The organism is Ornithinicoccus hortensis, from assembly GCF_006716185.1.
In the GTDB taxonomy this organism is placed as follows: domain Bacteria; phylum Actinomycetota; class Actinomycetes; order Actinomycetales; family Dermatophilaceae; genus Ornithinicoccus; species Ornithinicoccus hortensis.
The window spans coordinates 3,640,089-3,656,957 of record NZ_VFOP01000001.1 but is presented as its reverse complement, the minus strand read 5'-3'; the positions used below and the strand labels follow the sequence as shown (position 1 = coordinate 3,656,957).

Below are 16,869 nucleotides of genomic sequence, written 5' to 3'. Positions count from 1 at the left end.
GGCGGTCCCGCTGATCGGCCGGTGAGCTGATGCTCGTCCGACTCCTGCGCGAGCACCTGCGCCCCTACACCGCCTTCATCGTCGTGCTGCTCGTCCTGCAACTGGCCAGCACCATCGCCTCGTTGTTCCTGCCCAGCCTCAACGGTCGGATCATCGACGAGGGGGTGGCGCTGGGGCAGACCCGGCCCATCCTCGAGCTCGGGGCGATCATGCTCGGGGTCTCACTGCTGCAGATCTCGGTGACGATCGCCGCGACCTTCCTCGGGTCCCGCACCGCGGCCTCGGTGGGCCGGGACGTGCGGGCACGCATCTTCGACCGGGTCGCCTCATTCAGCGCCCAGGAGGTCGGCCGGTTCGGCCCGCCGACGTTGATCTCCCGGTCGACCAACGACATCACCCAGGTGCAGACGGTGCTCTTCATGGGCCTGACCCTGATGGTGACCGTGCCGATCATGATGGTCGGCGGCATCGTCATGGCGCTGCGCGAGGACGTCGGGCTGTCCTGGCTGATGGCCGTGGCGGTCCCGCTCCTGGCGCTCGTGGTCGGCCTCATCATCCGGCGGATGGTGCCGCAGTTCACCGTGATGCAGGAGTCGATCGACTGGGTGAACCGGATCCTGCGGGAGCAGATCACCGGCATCCGGGTGGTCCGGGCGTTCGTCCGGGAGGACCACGAACGGGCCCGCTTCGCCGAGGCGAACACCCAGTACACCGGCACCGCGCTCGCCGTCGGCAAGCTGATGGCCATGGTGTTCCCCCTGGTCATGGTGATCTTCAACGCCTCGACCGTGGCGGTGCTGTGGTTCGGTGCGCACCGGATCGAGGACGGCGAGATGCAGATCGGGGCGCTCACCGCCTTCATGTCCTACCTGATCTTCGTGCTGATGTCGGTGATGATGGCCACCTTCATGGCGACCATGATCCCGCGCGCGGCCGTCAGCGCGGGGCGCATCGTGGAGGTGCTGGACACCAGCACCTCGGTGCTCCCACCGGAGAGTCCCGAGCAGATCCCGCCGGGCCGGGCGTCCGTGGAGTTCCGCGACGTCACCTTCACCTACCCCGGCGCCGACGTGCCGGTGCTGCAGGACGTGTCGTTCACCGCGCGGCCGGGGCAGACCACGGCCGTCATCGGCTCGACCGGGTCCGGCAAGTCGACGCTGCTCTCGCTGATCCCGAGGCTGTATGACGTGACCCAGGGGGCGGTCCTGGTCGGCGGGGTCGACGTCCGCTCGGCCGGGCTCGAGGAGGTCTGGTCGCGGATGGGACTGGTGCCGCAGAAGCCCTATCTGTTCACCGGCACCGTGGCCGAGAACCTGCGCTACGGCGACCAGGACGCGACGCAGGAGCAGCTCTGGGACGCCCTCCGGATCGCCCAGGCGGCCGACTTCGTCGCGCAGATGCCGGAAGGCTTGGATTCCCCGATCGCGCAGGGCGGCGGCAACGTCTCGGGTGGTCAGCGGCAACGGCTGGCGATCGCCCGGGCGCTGGTGCGCCGCCCGGCGGTGTACCTGTTCGACGACTCGTTCTCTGCCCTGGACCTCACGACCGACGCCAGGCTCCGGGCGGCGCTGGAGCCGGAGACCGCCGACGCGACCGTGATCGTGGTGGCCCAGCGGGTCTCCACGATCATCGGTGCCGACCAGATCGTGGTCCTCGAGGACGGCCGGGTGGTCGGGATCGGGACGCACGAGGACCTCCTCGGCGACTGCACGACATACCAGGAGATCGTGCAGTCCCAGGCCGTGGCGGAGGTGGCCGGATGAGCGAGGGCATCAAGTCCGCCGAGGAGCGCGCGGCGCAGGAGCGGCGCGGACCGCCGCGGAGCGCGCACGGGCCCGGTGGGGGTCTGGCGGCCCCCGTCGAGAAGCCGACCAACTTCGGCGCGAGCGCCAAGCGGCTGCTCGGGCTGTTGCGCCCGGACCGGGCCCTACTGATCGTCGTGGTGACCCTCGCGGCGATCAGCGTGGTGCTCAACGCCGTCGGGCCCTACATCCTGGCCAAGGCGACCGACCTGATCTTCGCCGGGTGGATCGGCGGGCAGATGCCGGCCGGGGTGACCCAGGAGCAGGCCGTCGAGGGGCTGCGGGCCGCGGGCGAGGACACGATGGCCGACATGGTGGCCGCGATGGCCTACCTGGTGCCCGGCGAGGGAATCGACTTCGGCGCGGTCGCCGAGGTGCTCCTGCTCGTCCTCGGGATCTACCTGATCGCGGCGCTGCTGTCCTGGGTGCAGGCCCGGGTGCTGGTGGTCGTGGTGAACCGGACCATCTACAACCTCCGGCGCGACGTCGAGGACAAGCTGAACCGGCTGCCGCTGCCCTACTTCGACCGGCAGCCGCGCGGTGAGCTCCTCAGCCGGGTGACCAACGACATCGACAACGTGTCGCAGAGCCTGCAGCAGACGCTGAGCCAGTTGCTGACCTCGCTGCTGACGGTGGTCGCGATGATCACCATGATGTTCGTCATCTCGCCGACCCTGGCGCTGGTGGCGCTGGTGACCATCCCGATCTCGATGGTGCTCACCGCCGTCATCGGCAAGCGGGCGCAGGCCTACTTCATCAAGCAGTGGCGGCACACCGGTGAGGTCAACAGCATCGTCGAGGAGTCCTTCACCGGGCACGAGCTGATCAAGGTCTTCGGCCGCCAGGCCGAGAGCCGCCGGGCCTTCGACACGGCGAACAACGACCTGTATGCAGCGGGCTTCGGTGCGCAGTTCGTCAGCGGCATCATCATGCCGACGATGATGTTCGTCGGGAACCTCAACTACGTGGTGATCGCCGTCCTGGGTGGGCTGCGGGTCGCTTCGGGCACGATGAGCCTGGGTGACGTCCAGGCCTTCATCCAGTACTCCCGGCAGTTCACCCAGCCGCTGACCCAGGTCGCCTCGATGGCCAACCTGATGCAGTCCGGGGTCGCCTCGGCCGAGCGGGTCTTCGAGCTGCTGGACGCCGAGGAGCAGTTGCCGGAGAGCGGGAGCCCGGTGAGCCTGCTGGCGCCCCGGGGTGAGGTCGCCTTCGAGGACGTGGCGTTCGCCTACGACCCCGAGCGCCCCCTGATCCACGACCTGGACCTGCAGGTGCGTCCCGGACAGACGGTCGCGATCGTCGGTCCGACGGGCGCCGGCAAGACCACCCTGGTGAACCTGCTGATGCGGTTCTACGAGTTGGACTCGGGGCGGATCACGCTGGACGGGGTCGACATCACCGACCTGACCCGGCAGGGCCTGCGCTCCCGGATCGGGATGGTGCTGCAGGACACCTGGCTGTTCCAGGGCACCATCCGGGAGAACATCGCCTACGGCCGCCCTGACGCCACCGAGGCCGAGATCCTGCAGGCGGCCGAGGCGACCTACGTCGACCGCTTCGTGCACTCGCTGCCGGACGGCTACGACACGGTGCTCGACTCCGAGGGCGGCAACATCAGCGCCGGGGAGAAGCAGCTGATCACCATCGCCCGGGCCTTCCTGTCCGATCCGGCGCTCCTGATCCTGGACGAGGCGACCTCCTCGGTCGACACCCGCACCGAATTGCTGCTCCAGCACGCCATGAACGCGTTGCGCAGCGACCGGACCAGCTTCGTCATCGCGCACCGGCTCTCCACGATCCGCGACGCGGACCTGATCCTGGTGATGCAGGACGGGGGCATCGTGGAGCAGGGGACGCACGAGCAGTTGCTCGCGGCCGACGGGGCGTATGCCGCGCTCTACCAGTCGCAGTTCGCCGGCTCGGCCGTGGACGTCGACGAGGAGGAGCAGGCACCTGCGACCTGACGCCGTGCCCCCGACCGTGAGCCAGGTGGGTGACCCGGCCGGGCCGGTGGACCCCGACCTGGTGCGCCGACTCCTGCTGGACCAGCACCCGGACCTGGCCGACCGCCCGCTGCACACCGTCCGTGACGGGACCGGCCGGTCCGAGCACGGCGTCGCGCTGGTCCGCGTGGGGCAGCACTTCGCGGTGCGCCTGCCACGGACCGCCGCCGGAGCCGCCCGGCTCGAGCGGCAGACCCGGGCGCTGCGCGACATCGCCGCGCGTACGGGCGCCGATGCCGGCACCCGCACCGGGAGCGGGAAGGGTGTGCGGCCGGGGGCGGGCATCGCGGTGCCGTACCCGGTCCGGCCCGGGGACCCGACGGACTACTTCCCGTGGGGGTGGACGGTCCACCGGTGGGTCCCGGGACGGCCCGCCACGGGGCAGGCGGTGCGGGCGAGGGCCTGGTGGGCGCCCCGGCTGGCCCGCTTCGCGGCCGCCGACCTGCACGCGGGTGCGCCGGGGCAGGAGGCGAGCGGTGAGGTGGCCGAGGGTGGCCTGCTCGCCGACCACGACGCCGCCGTCCGAGGGTGGCTGACCGACGCCGGGGTGGTCGAGGCGCTGGATGGCCAGGACCGGGCACAGCAGGTGCTCCGGCTGTGGGAGCAACTGCTCGGGGCGGCCCCGTCGACGACCGCGTGGGCGCCCTGGGTGCACGGCCGGTTGGACCCCGCACGCCTGCTGGTGGACCGTGGTCGCCTCGTGGGGATCACCGGCTTCGAGGGGCCGGGCCCGGACGGTCCCGGCCCGGGTGACCCGGCAGCGGACCTGGCGGCCGGCTGGCTGTGCTTCGAGCTCCAGGGACGCGTCGAGTTCGTGGTCGGCTACAGCCGGCTCACCGGCGCGGACGACGGCTGGTGGCTGCGCGGACGGGCCTGGGCAATCGTGGCTGCGCTGCGCACCCTCGCGGCGGTCCAGCCCGGTGAGGACGGCCGGGAGGGCAGGCACGCCATCGGGCAGCTGCTGGATGCTCCTGACGCACTGCGCTTCAATAAGTATTGACTTAAATAAGTGCAGGGTGAAATACTCCAGTGGTGCACGCACTCGACATCCTCGGCGACCCGGTGCGCCGGCGCCTGCTCGAGCTGCTCGCGGACGGCGAGCTCTCGGCGGGGGCGCTCGCGGAGGCCATCGGGGCGGAGTTCGGGATCAGTCAGCCGGCCGTCTCGCAGCACCTGAAGGTGTTGCGGCTCAACGGCTTCGCCACGATGCGCGCGGAGGGACCGCGCCGGTTGTATGCCATCGACCCGGCCCCGTTGCGAGAGGCCGAGGAGTGGTTGTCGGGATTCCGTGCCTTCTGGGCGCCGCGGCTGGCGGCCCTCGACACCGAGATCGCCCGCGGCAAGCGCGAGCGACGAACACGACAGGCAGGCGAATCATGAGCGAGGACATCAGCACGATCAGCGCCGGACAGGTCGACGCCGTCGACCGGGACCTGGACATCGCCGAGCACGGGGACGGCACCGCCACCCTGGTCTCCCGGATCAGCCAGGTCTACGCCACGACGGTGGAGGACCTGTGGGACGCCTGCACCCGGGCCGAGCGGCTGCCCCGGTGGTTCGCCCCGGTCTCCGGTGACCTGGAGCTGGGTGGCCGCTACCAGGTCGAGGGCAACGCCGGCGGCACGATCGAGCGGTGCGAGCCGCCATCGGTCTTCAAGGCCACCTGGGAGTTCCAGGGCAACGTCTCGTGGATCGAGGTCCGGGTCGAGCCGGAGGGGAAGGGTGCCCGGCTCACCCTCGAGCACACGGCGACCGCGGAGTTCCCGAGCGACTTCTGGACGACCTACGGACCCGGCGCGACCGGGGTGGGCTGGGACCTGTCCTTCCTCGGGTTAGCGTTCCACCTGGCCACGGGGACGGACAAGCCCGCCGAGGGCTCCGGGTGGGAGCAGACGCCCAGCGCCCGCGAGTTCATCGGCGCGAGCAGCCGCCGGTGGGCCGACCTGTCGGTCGCCGCCGGCACGGACGACGCTGCGGCACGGGCGGCCGAGCGCCAGACCACCGCGTTCTTCACCGGGCAAGAGGTCGAGTAGGGGAGCCGGCGCGCCCGCCGGGTTTCATGGGTTACGGTGTGCCCGGTCACCCCCCGACGCCGACGTCGCGACGAATCCGCGACACGTGGGAGGGTGCAGAAAGAGGTCGTCCCGTGAGCAATCGCAAACTCGTCATCGTCGAGTCACCCGCCAAGGCACGCAAGATCGGTGAGTATCTCGGCTCGGACTACTCGGTCGACGCCAGCGTCGGCCATATCCGGGACCTGCCGAACCCCAGCGAGCTGCCGACCGACATGAAGAAGGGTCCCTACGGCCGGTTCGCGATCGACGTCGAGAACGACTTCGATCCCTACTACGTGGTCGACGCGGACAAGAAGAAGAAGGTCAGCGAGCTCAAGCGGGCGCTGAAGAACTCCGACGAGCTCCTGCTGGCTACCGATGAGGACCGCGAGGGCGAGGCGATCGCCTGGCACCTGCTCGAGGTGCTCAAGCCCACCGTGCCGGTCAAGCGGATGGTCTTCCACGAGATCACCAAGGAAGCGATCCAGCGGGCCGCGCACAACACCCGGGAGCTGGACACCCGCCTGGTGGACGCGCAGGAGACCCGGCGGGTGCTGGACCGGCTCTACGGCTACGAGGTGTCGCCGGTCCTGTGGCGCAAGGTCAAGCAGGGGCTGAGCGCCGGGCGGGTCCAGTCCGTGGCGACCCGGATGGTGGTCGAGCGGGAGCGCGAGCGGATGGCCTTCCGCACGGCGAGCTACTGGGACGTCGAGGGCGACTTCGCCCCGCAGTCCAACGGCGGCCAGACCTTCACCGCGCGGCTCACCGCCACCGACGGGCAGCGGGTCGCGGTCGGGCGGGACTTCACCGACGCCGGGGAACTGAAGACGGCCAACGTCCGGCACCTGGACGCCGCGGCCGCCACCTCGATCGCCGAGGGCACCCGGGCCGCCGAGGTCGTGGTCCGCGAGGTCTCCGAGAAGCCCTACACCCGCCGTCCCTCCGCCCCGTTCACCACCTCCACGCTGCAGCAGGAGGCCTCCCGCAAGCTGCGGTTGAACAGCAAGACCGCGATGCGGGTCGCCCAGTCGCTGTACGAGAACGGCTACATCACCTACATGCGGACCGACTCGACCACGCTGTCGGAGTCGGCGATCACCGCGGCCCGCAGCCAGGCCCGGGACCTGTACGGCGCGGAGTACGTCCCCGACGCCCCGCGCCGGTACGGCAAGGCCAGCAAGAACGCCCAGGAGGCGCACGAGGCGATCCGCCCCGCGGGGGACTCCTTCCGGACCCCGGCCCAGGTGGCCGGCGAGCTGCGCGGTCAGGAGTACAAGCTCTACGAGCTGATCTGGAAGCGCACCGTGGCCTCCCAGATGGCCGACGCCAAGGGCTCCACCGCCACCGTCAAGCTCACCGCCACGCTCCCGGCCGACCACGCGGCCAAGGAGGCCGAGTACTCCGCCTCCGGGACCGTGATCACCTTCCGCGGGTTCCTGGCGGCCTACGAGGAGGGCCGGGACGAGGAGCGCTACGGGCGTGCGGCGGAGGAGACCGAGCGCCGGCTGCCCAAGCTGGCCGAGGGCGTCGTGCTCGACGTGCTGCGCGCCGAGGCGGAGGGGCACCAGACCTCCCCGCCGGCCCGGTACACCGAGGCCACCCTGGTCAAGGCCCTGGAGGAGAAGGGCATCGGCCGACCCTCGACATACGCGGCGACCGTCGGCACGATCCAGGACCGGGGCTACGTGCGGACCAAGGGCAACGCCCTCGTCCCGACCTGGTTGGCCTTCGCGGTGACCCAGCTGCTGGAGCAGCACTTCTCCCGACTGGTGGACTACGACTTCACCGCCTCGATGGAGGAGGACCTGGACCGGATTGCCCGCGGCGACGAGCAGCGGGTGGCCTGGCTGCGCCGGTTCTACTTCGGCGACGAGGCCACCTCCGGTGAGGGGCTGCGCGACCTGGTCCAGGACCTGGGCGAGATCGACGCGCGCGGCGTGTCCACAATCCCGATCGGTGACGGCATCGTGGTCCGGGTGGGCCGCTACGGCCCGTATGTCGAGGACACCGGGGCCGAGGAGCCGCGGCGGGCCACGGTGTCGGACGACATCGCGCCCGACGAGATGACCCCGGAGAAGGGCCGCGAACTCCTCGAGGCCTCCGCCGACGACGGCCGGGTGCTCGGGCAGGACCCGAGCACCGGGCGGGACATCGTGGCCAAGGCCGGCCGCTACGGTCCGTACGTGACCGAGGTGCTCCCCGAGGAGCCGGCGCCGGCCGCCGCCGAGGGCGCCTCGGACGGTGCGAAGCCGGTCAAGAAGGCCGCCAAGAAGACCGCCAAGGTCAAGCCGCGCACGGCCAGCCTGTTCAAGGACATGGATCTGGCCACGATCGAGCTGGACACGGCGCTGAAGCTGCTCAGCCTGCCCCGCGTCGTGGGCCAGGACCCGGGGAGCGGGGAGGACATCACCGCCCAGAACGGTCGCTACGGGCCCTACCTGAAGAAGGGGACCGACTCGCGGTCGCTGAGCACCGAGGCGCAGCTCTTCGAGATCACCCTGGAGGAGGCGCTGGCGATCTACGCCCAGCCCAAGACCCGGGGCCGGGCAGCCGCCGCCCCGCCGCTGAAGGAGCTGGGTGCGGACCCGGCCAGCGGCAAGCCGGTGGTGGTCAAGGACGGCCGGTTCGGGCCCTACGTCACCGACGGGGAGACCAACGCGACCCTCCGCAAGGACGACGACCCGGAGACGATCACGCCGGAGCGTGGGTTCGAGCTGCTCGCGGAGAAGCGGGCCAAGGGCCCCACGACCCGCAAGCGGACGGCCCGCAAGAGCACGGCCAAGAAGACGACCGCCAGGAAGACCACGGCGCGGAAGACAACCGCGAAGCGCACGACCAAGAAGGCCTGAGCCGCCGGCTCGATCACGTCCTCGTGGTCGATGACCGTCCTAGACGGGCGCCTGCACCCACGCGGCGGCGGCGTGCGCGGCCGCCTGGGCAGCCGGGTGGGCCGCCGCGAGCGCCAGCTCCAGGTCGTTGACCAGGTCCCGGGGGTCCTCCAGGCCGACCGACAGCCGCAGCACCGAGGCGGCCGGGCGGGCCTCCGGCGCGACCGGACGGTGGGTGAGCGAGGCCGGGTGCTGGATGAGCGTGTCGACCCCGCCGAGGGAGACGGCGTGCTGGATCAGCCGGCAGGAGTCGGCGGTGGCGGCGGCCACGGCATACGACTCCACCTCGAAGGCGAGGACCGCGCCGGTGCCGGCCAGCTGGGTCCCCACGAGCCCCAGCGGGTCACAGCCCGGCAGCCCGGGGTAGTGGACGGCCCGGACCCGGGGGTGACCGGCGAGCCAGCGGGCGACAACCTGCGCGGAGTCCTGCTGGGCGCGGACCCGGACCGGCAGCGTCTGCAGGCCGCGGTGCGCCTGGTAGGCCGCCAACGGGTGGAGCAGGCCGCCGGTGAGGGCGCGGATCGAGCGGATCCGGCCGGCCCACTCCGCGTCGGTGGCGACGATGCCGGCCATGAGGTCGCCGTGGCCGCCGAGGAACTTGGTGGCCGAGTGCAGCACGATCCGGGCGCCGTGGGTCAGCGGTCGCTGCAGCACGGGGGTGGCGAAGGTGTTGTCGACCACCACCGGCACGTCGCCGGCCTGCCGGACGACGTCGGCGATGTCGACCAGCTCGAGGGTGGGGTTGGCGGGGGTCTCGACGACGACCAGCCCGGTGTCCGGCTCGATCGCGCCCGCCACGCCGCGGGCGTCGGCCCAGGTGACGCGGGTGCCCAGCAGCCCCGTGGCCAGCACGTGGTCGGTGCCGCCGTAGAGCGGACGGACCGCCACGACGTGCGGCTTGCCCCCGGCCACGGTGGCCAGCAGGGTGGCGCTCAGCGCGGCCATGCCGGAGCCGAAGGCGACCGCCTCCTCGGCCTCCTCAAGGGTGGCCAGGGCCTCCTCGAAACGGGCCACGGTGGGGTTCCAGAGGCGCTGGTAGACCGGGCTCGCGCCGCCCCCCAGGCGGCCGCCGGTCGCCAGCTGCTCGTAGGAGTCGCCCCCGGACTCCACGTCGGGCAACGGGTAGGTGGTCGACAGGTCGATCGGCGGCACATGCACCCCCAGCCCGGCCAGGTCCTCGCGCGCGGCGTGCACGGCGGAGGTGTCGATCGAACGGGAGGATGGTACTGACCTGCTCACGGGTGGCTCCTGGTAGACGTCGAACGGCGGTGTCCGTCCTCCCATGGTGAAGAATGCGCCGCAAGCAGTCAATCTGGACGTGGAAGATTCGTCAGACATGGAGAATCATCGTTGGATCTGCATACGGCAGTCGATAGACTCCCGGGCATGGCGAAGATGGTGCAAGCCCCGGTCCCGGCCGCGCTCGACCGGACCGACCGGGCCCTCGTGCGGCTCCTGGTGGAGGACGGTCGGACCCCCAACGCGTCGCTTGCGCGGGCGGTCGGGATCGCCGAGTCGACCTGCCTGGTGCGGGTCCGGTCGTTGCGGGAGCGGGGAGTGATCCAGGGGATCCACGCCAGGATCGACCCCGCCGCCGTCGGACGGCCGGTGCAGGCGATGATCGCGGTCCGCTTCGGGGGTCACCGGCGCAGCCACTTCGAGACCTTCAGCGAGGAGGTGCCCCGGCTGCCCGGGGTGCTGGGCGCCTACCACGTCAGCGGTGCGGTCGACTACCTGGTGCACGTGGCCGCCGAGTCCGCCGACGCGCTGCGCGACTTCGTGCTGGACCACCTGACGAACCGGCCCGGCGTGCTGCACGCCGAGACCTCGCTGATCTTCGACGCGCTGCGGGGCGAGGGGTCGCTGACCGACCTTGCCGACGGGTGAGGTCCCCCGATGGCCAAGGCTGAGTCGCTGACCGTGCGGATCCACGCCCCGGAGGTGGTCCGGGGACGGGTCCGGTTCAGCTGGGAGCAGGACGGCGAGAACCCCTACCAGAGCCGCAACACCTGGCGGGTCGACTACGGCAGGGTGCGGGTGGACCGGATGGACCGCCGGGTCCTCTACGAGGTGTTGCTGAGTCTGCAGCTGCAGATCTGGTCGGCGACCGCCAAGGCCGTCACCGTCGTCCTCCCCGAACCGGTCGGCGAGGTCACGCTCGACTTCTGGCGGGCCTACCTGGACACCCCGAACGTCGAGTTCGAGGGGGCGGTGGACGACACCCGTCGGTATGCCGTGCAGCCGGCCGGGCGACGCACGCTCGCCGACCGGCTCCGGCGGCCGCGGCCCACGCCGCTCGCGGTGACCTACGGCGGGGGCAAGGACAGCACGCTGGCGCACCAGGCGCTCGTGGAGAGCCGGCCGGCCGGCGAGGTGCTCCTGCTGCACCTGGTGCAGCTGTTCGCGCTGGGCACCCAGACGCGGGAACGCGCCACCCGCCGCAGCCGCGACACGATCCTGGCCCCGGCCCGCCGCCGCACCGGGGCGCCGGAGCACGTGGCCACCACCGACTACCTGGCGGTCCTGCGGAACGACCGCCCCGGGCCGCGGCCGCACATCAACATCTACGTGCCGGCGATGCTGCCGCTGCTGGTGCACCGCGGGGTGCACGAGGTGGTCTTCTCCCGGACCGCCCTCGGCTACCGCACGACGCGCACCAGGAGCGGGGCGATCCGGTTCGCCAACCCGGCGGGACGGGCCGAGAAGCTGCGGCACCTGCGGCGCTACTGCGCCGACGTCCTCGGGTGGGACCTGCACAGCGAGAGCACCCACTTCGCGATCGGGGAGTACGTGTCCTTCGGCACGGTCCTCCAGGCCTACCCCGAGGCGTTCGCCGAGATGGTGATGTGCACCCGCACGCTGGAGGCCGAGCGGTTCTGCCACGAGTGCCCCAAGTGCCTGGAGTTCGCGCTGATGGGGCTGTCCTTCGGCCACGTCGCCCCGGACATGGACTACGACCGGCTGCTCCGGCACCCCCGGGTCGCCACGCTCGCCGCCGAGGCCGACGCGCTGGCGGGGGAGACGGACTGGCACGGCGCAGGGCCCTACCGGCGCTCGGTGGGCACCGGGACCCACTTCGCCACCTGGTGCCACACGCTGCACCGGATCGACCCCGACGACCCGGCGCTGCCGGCCGGTGAGGAGGCCCGCGGTCACCTGCGCTCGCTCAAGCGGGCGTGGGGGCAGGTGCCCTTCCCGGCCGTGGCCAGGCTCGACGCGCGGGCCGTCGAGGCCGCAGGCCCGCGGGGGCAGGAGGTCGCCGCCGTGGCGGCCCGGCACTTCCCGGTGCAGGAGCCGGGGGCCGGGTCGGACCGGGACGACCTGTTGCTGGCCGGTGACGAACGGGCCGTCCTGGACTACGAGGCCGTGCTGGAACTGCCTGCGCTGGAGGCCTGGGCGAGGCGCTGGCAGGTCCCGGACGTGGACAACCCCAGCTGATGGTCAGTCGCGTCGCTTAGGCTCGGGTCCGTGCCCGTCGATCCACCCGTATGCCGCATGGCCGACTCCGGACTGTTCGTCGCCTTCGAGGGCGGCGACGGGGCCGGGAAGTCGACCCAGATCCGGCTGCTCGGCCAGGCCCTGGTCGCCCGGGGGCAGGAGGTCCTGACCACCCGGGAACCCGGGGGCACGCCGGTCGGCACGGCGATCCGCGAGGTGCTGCTTCACGGCGACCACGTGGCACCGCGCGCCGAGGCGCTGCTCTTCGCCGCGGACCGGGCGCACCACGTGGCGACCGTCATCGAGCCTGCGCTCGGGCAGGGCAGGACGGTGCTCACCGACCGCTACATGGACTCCTCGATCGCCTACCAGGCGGCGGCCCGGGGGCTCGACGCCGGTCACGTGCGCGGCCTGTCGCTGTGGGCCACCGGCGGCCTGGTGCCGCACCTGACGGTGCTGCTCGACGTGGACTCCGGGACCGGGCACGAGCGGCGCGGGGACGTGCACGACCGGCTCGAGTCCGAGGGTCGGGACTTCCACGACCGGGTCCGGCAGGGGTTCCTGGACCTGGCCTCCGCCGAGCCGGACCGCTACCTCGTGCTGGACGCGACGCTGCCGGCCGAGTCCCTGCACGAGCAGGTCCTGACCGCCGTCACCGACCTGGCGGGGGTGGCTGCCCGGTGAGCGTCTTCGACGAGCTCGTCGGCCAGGAGCCCGTGGTGGCCGAGCTGCGGCGCGCGGCCAGCACCCCGGGCTCGATGACGCACGCCTGGCTGTTCACCGGACCGCCCGGCTCCGGACGGTCCGTCGCCGCCAGGGCGTTCGCCGCCGCGCTGCAGTGCGAGCGGGCCGACGGACCCGCCGGTGCCGGCTGCGGTGAGTGCCCGGCCTGCCACACCGTGCAGGTCGGCAGCCACCCGGACCTGACGGTCGTGGCGACCAGCGAGACCTTCATCCGGGTCGACCGGGCCCGGGCCCTGGCGCAGACCGCCGCGACCCGGCCCACGACGGGACGGTGGCGGATCCTGGTCATCGAGGACGCCGACCGGCTCAACGACCAGGCGGCCGACGCACTGCTCAAGGCGATCGAGGAGCCACCCCCGCGCACGGTCTGGTTGTTGTGCGCGCCCAGCCTCGAGGACCTGCTGGTCACCGTCCGGTCCCGGTGCCGGCACGTCCGGTTGCGCACGCCCCCGGCCGACGCCGTGGCCGAGCTGTTGCAGCGTCGGGACGGGGTCGACGTCGCGATGGCGCACTACGCCGCCCGCGCGGCGCAGAGCCACATCGGGCTGGCCCGCCGACTGGCCACCGACGAGAGCGCGCGGGCCCGCCGGCGGGCCGTGATCGGCATACCGACCCGGCTGACCGGGCTCGGGGCGGCGCTCACCGCCGCGGCCGAGCTGCACGAGGACGCCGTCGAGGGAGCCGCGAAGGCGGCGGGGGAGGACGGCGACGACGAGCGGCGGGAACTGCTGCGCCAGCTCGGCGCGGACCCGGACGCCCGGACCCAGCCCCCCTCGATCCGCGCCCACCTCAGGCGGTGGGAGGAGGACCGCAAGCGACAGTCGACCCGGCAGCGGCACGACACCATCGACGCCGCCCTGACCGACCTGGCCTCGGTCTACCGTGACGCGCTGGTCCTGGGCAGCGGCTCGGGGCTCGACGCGGTCAACGCCACCGAGCTGGACCAGGTGCGTCAGGTCGCCCGCGCGTTCACCCCCGAGGAGCTGCTGCGGGCCCTGGAGACGATCGGTCTCGCGCGGGCCCGGCTGGTCGCCAACGGGGCGCCGTTGCTGGTCCTGGAGGCGATGATGATTGGCTTGGTCTTGCCGCGGTCGACGACGGGGGCTCACGGATGAACGGACGAGAGGGCGACACAGTGCGGACACGGAACCAGCGACGGGGGGTCCGACGACCCGGTGGCCGTGGGGTCCTGGGACGGCTGGCCGCCACCGGGGCGATCGCGACGCTGCTGCTCCTGGCGGGCTGCTCCGGCGGCGCTCCCGAATCGGCGGCCCCCGGTGACCGGGGCGGCTCGGGTGACGGCGGCAGCTCCAGCAGCGGCGGTGACCAGGGAGACGGAGGCGGCTCCACGGGCGGCTCCACCGACGAGGGCACCGCCACGACGGAGGACGGTGGCGGCAGCACCGCGGCCGTGCCCGCGGGCCTGGAGAACTTCTACGAGCAGGACCTGGCGTGGGAGGACTGCGGCTCCAACCAGTGCGCCCTGCTCGAGGTGCCGATCAACTACGAGGAGCCCGAGGGCGACACTATCCAGATCGAGCTGCTCAAGGTTCCGGCCTCGGGCGAGCGGCAGGGGTCCCTGGTCCTCAACCCCGGCGGCCCGGGCGCCTCCGGCGTGGAGTACGCCGAGATGGCCGGTGCGGTCGTCGACGGCTCGGTGTCCGACGTCTACGACCTGGTCGGCTTCGACCCCCGCGGGGTCGGCGGCTCGGCGCCCATCCGGTGCCTGGAGGACTCGGAGATGGATGAGTTCCTCGGGTTCGACCCGACCCCGGACGACGAGGAGGAGGAGAAGGAGGCCGCCGCGCTCGGCGAGAAGTTCGCCACCGCCTGCGGCGAGAAGGTCGGCGACCTGCTCGGCCACGTCTCGACCGTCGAGGTCGCCCGCGACATGGACGTGCTGCGGGCGGCGCTGGGGGAGGACCAGTTGGACTACCTCGGCGCCTCCTACGGCACCTACCTCGGGGCGACCTACGCCGAGCTCTTCCCGGAGAACGTCGGCCGCTTCGTGCTGGACGGCGCCGTGGACCCGACGCTGCCCGGCTACCAGCAGGGGATGGGGCAGGCCGAGGGCTTCGAGCGGGCCACCCGGTCCTACGTGGAGGACTGCGTCGACGGCGGCGACTGCCCGCTCGGCAACGACGTGGACAGCGCGATGGCCGCCATCCCGGCCTTCCTCGAGGAGCTGGACTCCAACCCGATCCCGCTGGACGGCGACCCCGCCGGCGAGCTGACCGAGGGCTGGGGGATGTACGGCATCATCGTCGCGATGTACGACCAGGCCGGCTGGCCCCTGCTGACCAACGCGCTGCGGGACGCCCAGGACGGGGACGCCACCATGCTGATGTTCCTGGCCAGCATCTACGCCGGTCGGAGCTCGGACGGGACCTACTCGGACAACAGCCAGCAGGCGTTCTACGCGGTCAACTGCCTGGAGTCCACCGAGGAGGAGGAGCTCAGCGAGGAGGAGATGCGCCAGATGTACGAGGACGTCTCACCGACCTGGGGCGCCCACCTGTTCACCATGGACAAGGACGTCTGCGAGACCTGGCCGGTGGACGCCCAGACCACGCTGACCGAGTTCGACGCCGCCGGGGCCGCCCCGATCGTGGTGATCGGCACGACCCGCGACCCGGCGACCCCCTACGAGTGGGCCGAGGGGCTCGCCGACACCCTGGAGTCCGGGGTCCTGGTCAGCTACGACGGTGACGGGCACACGGCATACGGCCGGTCCAACTCCTGCGTGGACGACGCCGTCAACGCCTACCTGATCGACGGGACGGTCCCGGAGGACGGGCTCAGCTGCTGAGGAGGCACCGATTGGCTCCGCGTCGGGGCGATCAGTTATCCTCCTCTGGCGCCATCGGCGCAGGCCGCCTTAGCTCAGTCGGCTAGAGCGATTCACTCGTAATGAATAGGTCATCGGTTCGATTCCGATAGGCGGCTCCAGCAACGCCCTCGACTCCGGTCGGGGGCGTTCCTGCTGGTGAAGGCAAAGAGCGAGCTGCGTCGTCGTCCATGAGCCCGGCGCGGCCAGCTTCCTTAAGCACCTCGGGAAGAGCCAGCCGTTCCGCACTTTTGGCACACACGGTCGCGCGCACTGGCAACACTGAGCACAAACGCGACACCAGGCATGTAGGTGCCGGACGTCGGCCAGGCGCGAAGATGGGTGCCCGTCCCTGGCCGTTCATCGTGGGCCTTCGTTCCCCGCGTCAAGCGGCGTAGTTGGTAGCAACTTAAGGGACGCGCTCCGCGCCTGCGAAGGCTGGGCCGGTGCGGAGGAAGCCGCTTGACCCGGCTCACTCTCGGCCTGATTGTCGGCCTCTATCAGGGACGGGCTGACTATGTCCGAACAGCTCAGGAACCGCGCCGAGCGGAACACCTCTGCGTCAGCACGCTATCGTCCTGCCGATGGTGGCGCCAACTACTCAGGTCGACATGCCACCGATGCATATCGCCATACGGTCACGCTCATCGCGGCAGTAGCGTGCGACAAGCGCCCATGCCGCCACAGAGTGAGGTAGCCGTCACTGGCGTCAGGATCCGGGCGCCGCTGTCCACCATCCGGAGGAGTCCGCTTGCTGCCATTCCTCCTCGGTTGGCACAAGCAAACCTGCATAGTGACCGTCTTCAAGATGGTCGAAACCCACCGCAAAGCTAATCGGCTCATCCTCAAGTCCGACGAACTCAACGATGCAGTGATTGACGCCGGGCCCGTAGAACTTCTTGACGACGCCGGGGTGGTGATGCACCAAGATGTGCCCGCGCTGCAGCAGTTCGGGATCAGCAATCCCGAGGAAGTCCGCATGCCCGGCGTACAACACACGCAGCCCGACAGCCACCTCGTCTGCCTGCAGGAACCGCATGTCCTCAGTCTGTCACCGGCAGCGCGCGATGCGGCAGTCCGGGTGTGCGACGCGGCAGACGCATGCCAATC

13 protein-coding genes and 1 tRNA gene are annotated in these 16,869 nt (G+C 71.6%); 12 read left to right on the top strand and 2 right to left on the bottom strand.

Annotated elements, in window-relative coordinates; all coding sequences use genetic code 11:
• The first annotated feature begins 29 nt into the window (after window positions 1-29).
• The 6 genes from FB467_RS17065 to topA all read left to right on the top strand — a co-directional run bounded on the left by FB467_RS17065 (window position 30) and on the right by topA (window position 8,711).
• On the top strand, window positions 30-1,763 hold the full coding sequence (locus FB467_RS17065; RefSeq protein WP_141786160.1) for an ABC transporter ATP-binding protein: 1,734 nt from the start codon (window positions 30-32) through the stop codon (window positions 1,761-1,763).
• The gene (locus FB467_RS17060; protein ID WP_141786159.1) at window positions 1,760-3,769 is read left to right on the top strand and encodes an ABC transporter ATP-binding protein; all 2,010 of its coding nucleotides are present in this window, start codon (window positions 1,760-1,762) and stop codon (window positions 3,767-3,769) included. Before FB467_RS17065 ends, FB467_RS17060 begins: the two co-directional genes overlap by 4 nt.
• 25 nt (window positions 3,770-3,794) lie before the next feature.
• Window positions 3,795-4,808, top strand: a complete 1,014-nt coding sequence (locus FB467_RS17055) for a protein kinase family protein (protein ID WP_141786158.1) — start codon at window positions 3,795-3,797, stop codon at window positions 4,806-4,808.
• Between the two features lie 32 nt (window positions 4,809-4,840).
• On the top strand, window positions 4,841-5,188 hold the full coding sequence (locus FB467_RS17050) for an ArsR/SmtB family transcription factor (RefSeq protein WP_141786157.1): 348 nt from the start codon (window positions 4,841-4,843) through the stop codon (window positions 5,186-5,188).
• Window positions 5,185-5,841: an SRPBCC family protein gene (locus FB467_RS17045; protein ID WP_141786156.1), complete on the top strand. Its 657-nt coding sequence runs from the start codon at window positions 5,185-5,187 to the stop codon at window positions 5,839-5,841. The genes FB467_RS17050 and FB467_RS17045 overlap by 4 nt, the downstream gene beginning before the upstream one ends.
• A 113-nt stretch (window positions 5,842-5,954) precedes the next feature.
• Window positions 5,955-8,711, top strand: a complete 2,757-nt coding sequence (gene topA / locus FB467_RS17040; RefSeq protein ID WP_228393448.1) for a type I DNA topoisomerase — start codon at window positions 5,955-5,957, stop codon at window positions 8,709-8,711.
• Window positions 8,712-8,750: 39 nt separating this feature from the next.
• On the opposite strand, the gene FB467_RS17035 is transcribed toward topA, so the two are convergent.
• The gene (locus FB467_RS17035; protein WP_228393447.1) at window positions 8,751-9,989 is read right to left on the bottom strand and encodes a trans-sulfuration enzyme family protein; all 1,239 of its coding nucleotides are present in this window, start codon (window positions 9,987-9,989) and stop codon (window positions 8,751-8,753) included.
• Between the two features lie 147 nt (window positions 9,990-10,136).
• Here FB467_RS17035 and FB467_RS17030 point away from each other — a divergent pair, with 147 nt between their 5' ends.
• The 6 genes from FB467_RS17030 (at window position 10,137) to FB467_RS17005 (ending at window position 15,881) form a co-directional block, all read left to right on the top strand.
• Window positions 10,137-10,637, top strand: a complete 501-nt coding sequence (locus FB467_RS17030; protein ID WP_228393446.1) for an Lrp/AsnC family transcriptional regulator — start codon at window positions 10,137-10,139, stop codon at window positions 10,635-10,637.
• A gap of 9 nt (window positions 10,638-10,646) precedes the next feature.
• Window positions 10,647-12,188 (top strand): hypothetical protein, encoded by a 1,542-nt coding sequence (locus FB467_RS17025; RefSeq protein ID WP_141786153.1) that lies wholly within the window; start codon window positions 10,647-10,649, stop codon window positions 12,186-12,188.
• Window positions 12,189-12,218: 30 nt separating this feature from the next.
• Entirely contained in the window at window positions 12,219-12,872 is a 654-nt protein-coding gene (tmk, locus tag FB467_RS17020; protein ID WP_425325842.1) for a dTMP kinase, read from the top strand.
• Window positions 12,869-14,047 (top strand): DNA polymerase III subunit delta', encoded by a 1,179-nt coding sequence (locus tag FB467_RS17015; protein ID WP_141786152.1) that lies wholly within the window; start codon window positions 12,869-12,871, stop codon window positions 14,045-14,047. Before tmk ends, FB467_RS17015 begins: the two co-directional genes overlap by 4 nt.
• Window positions 14,048-14,067: 20 nt before the next feature.
• The gene (locus tag FB467_RS17010; RefSeq protein ID WP_228393445.1) at window positions 14,068-15,741 is read left to right on the top strand and encodes an alpha/beta hydrolase; all 1,674 of its coding nucleotides are present in this window, start codon (window positions 14,068-14,070) and stop codon (window positions 15,739-15,741) included.
• Between the two features lie 63 nt (window positions 15,742-15,804).
• Window positions 15,805-15,881 (top strand) — tRNA-Thr (locus FB467_RS17005).
• A gap of 587 nt (window positions 15,882-16,468) precedes the next feature.
• Here FB467_RS17005 and FB467_RS17000 read toward each other — a convergent pair.
• On the bottom strand, window positions 16,469-16,798 hold the full coding sequence (locus FB467_RS17000; RefSeq protein ID WP_141786150.1) for a hypothetical protein: 330 nt from the start codon (window positions 16,796-16,798) through the stop codon (window positions 16,469-16,471).
• Window positions 16,799-16,869: the final 71 nt, after the last annotated feature.

Coding starts and splice junctions, on each gene's coding strand:
- FB467_RS17065 (WP_141786160.1), top strand. CDS start 30: ATGCTCGTCCGACTCCTGCGCGAGCACCTGCGCCCCTACACCGCCTTC.
- FB467_RS17060 (WP_141786159.1), top strand. CDS start 1,760: ATGAGCGAGGGCATCAAGTCCGCCGAGGAGCGCGCGGCGCAGGAGCGG.
- FB467_RS17045 (WP_141786156.1), top strand. CDS start 5,185: ATGAGCGAGGACATCAGCACGATCAGCGCCGGACAGGTCGACGCCGTC.
- FB467_RS17030 (WP_228393446.1), top strand. CDS start 10,137: ATGGCGAAGATGGTGCAAGCCCCGGTCCCGGCCGCGCTCGACCGGACC.
- FB467_RS17025 (WP_141786153.1), top strand. CDS start 10,647: ATGGCCAAGGCTGAGTCGCTGACCGTGCGGATCCACGCCCCGGAGGTG.
- FB467_RS17000 (WP_141786150.1), bottom strand. CDS start 16,798: ATGCGGTTCCTGCAGGCAGACGAGGTGGCTGTCGGGCTGCGTGTGTTG.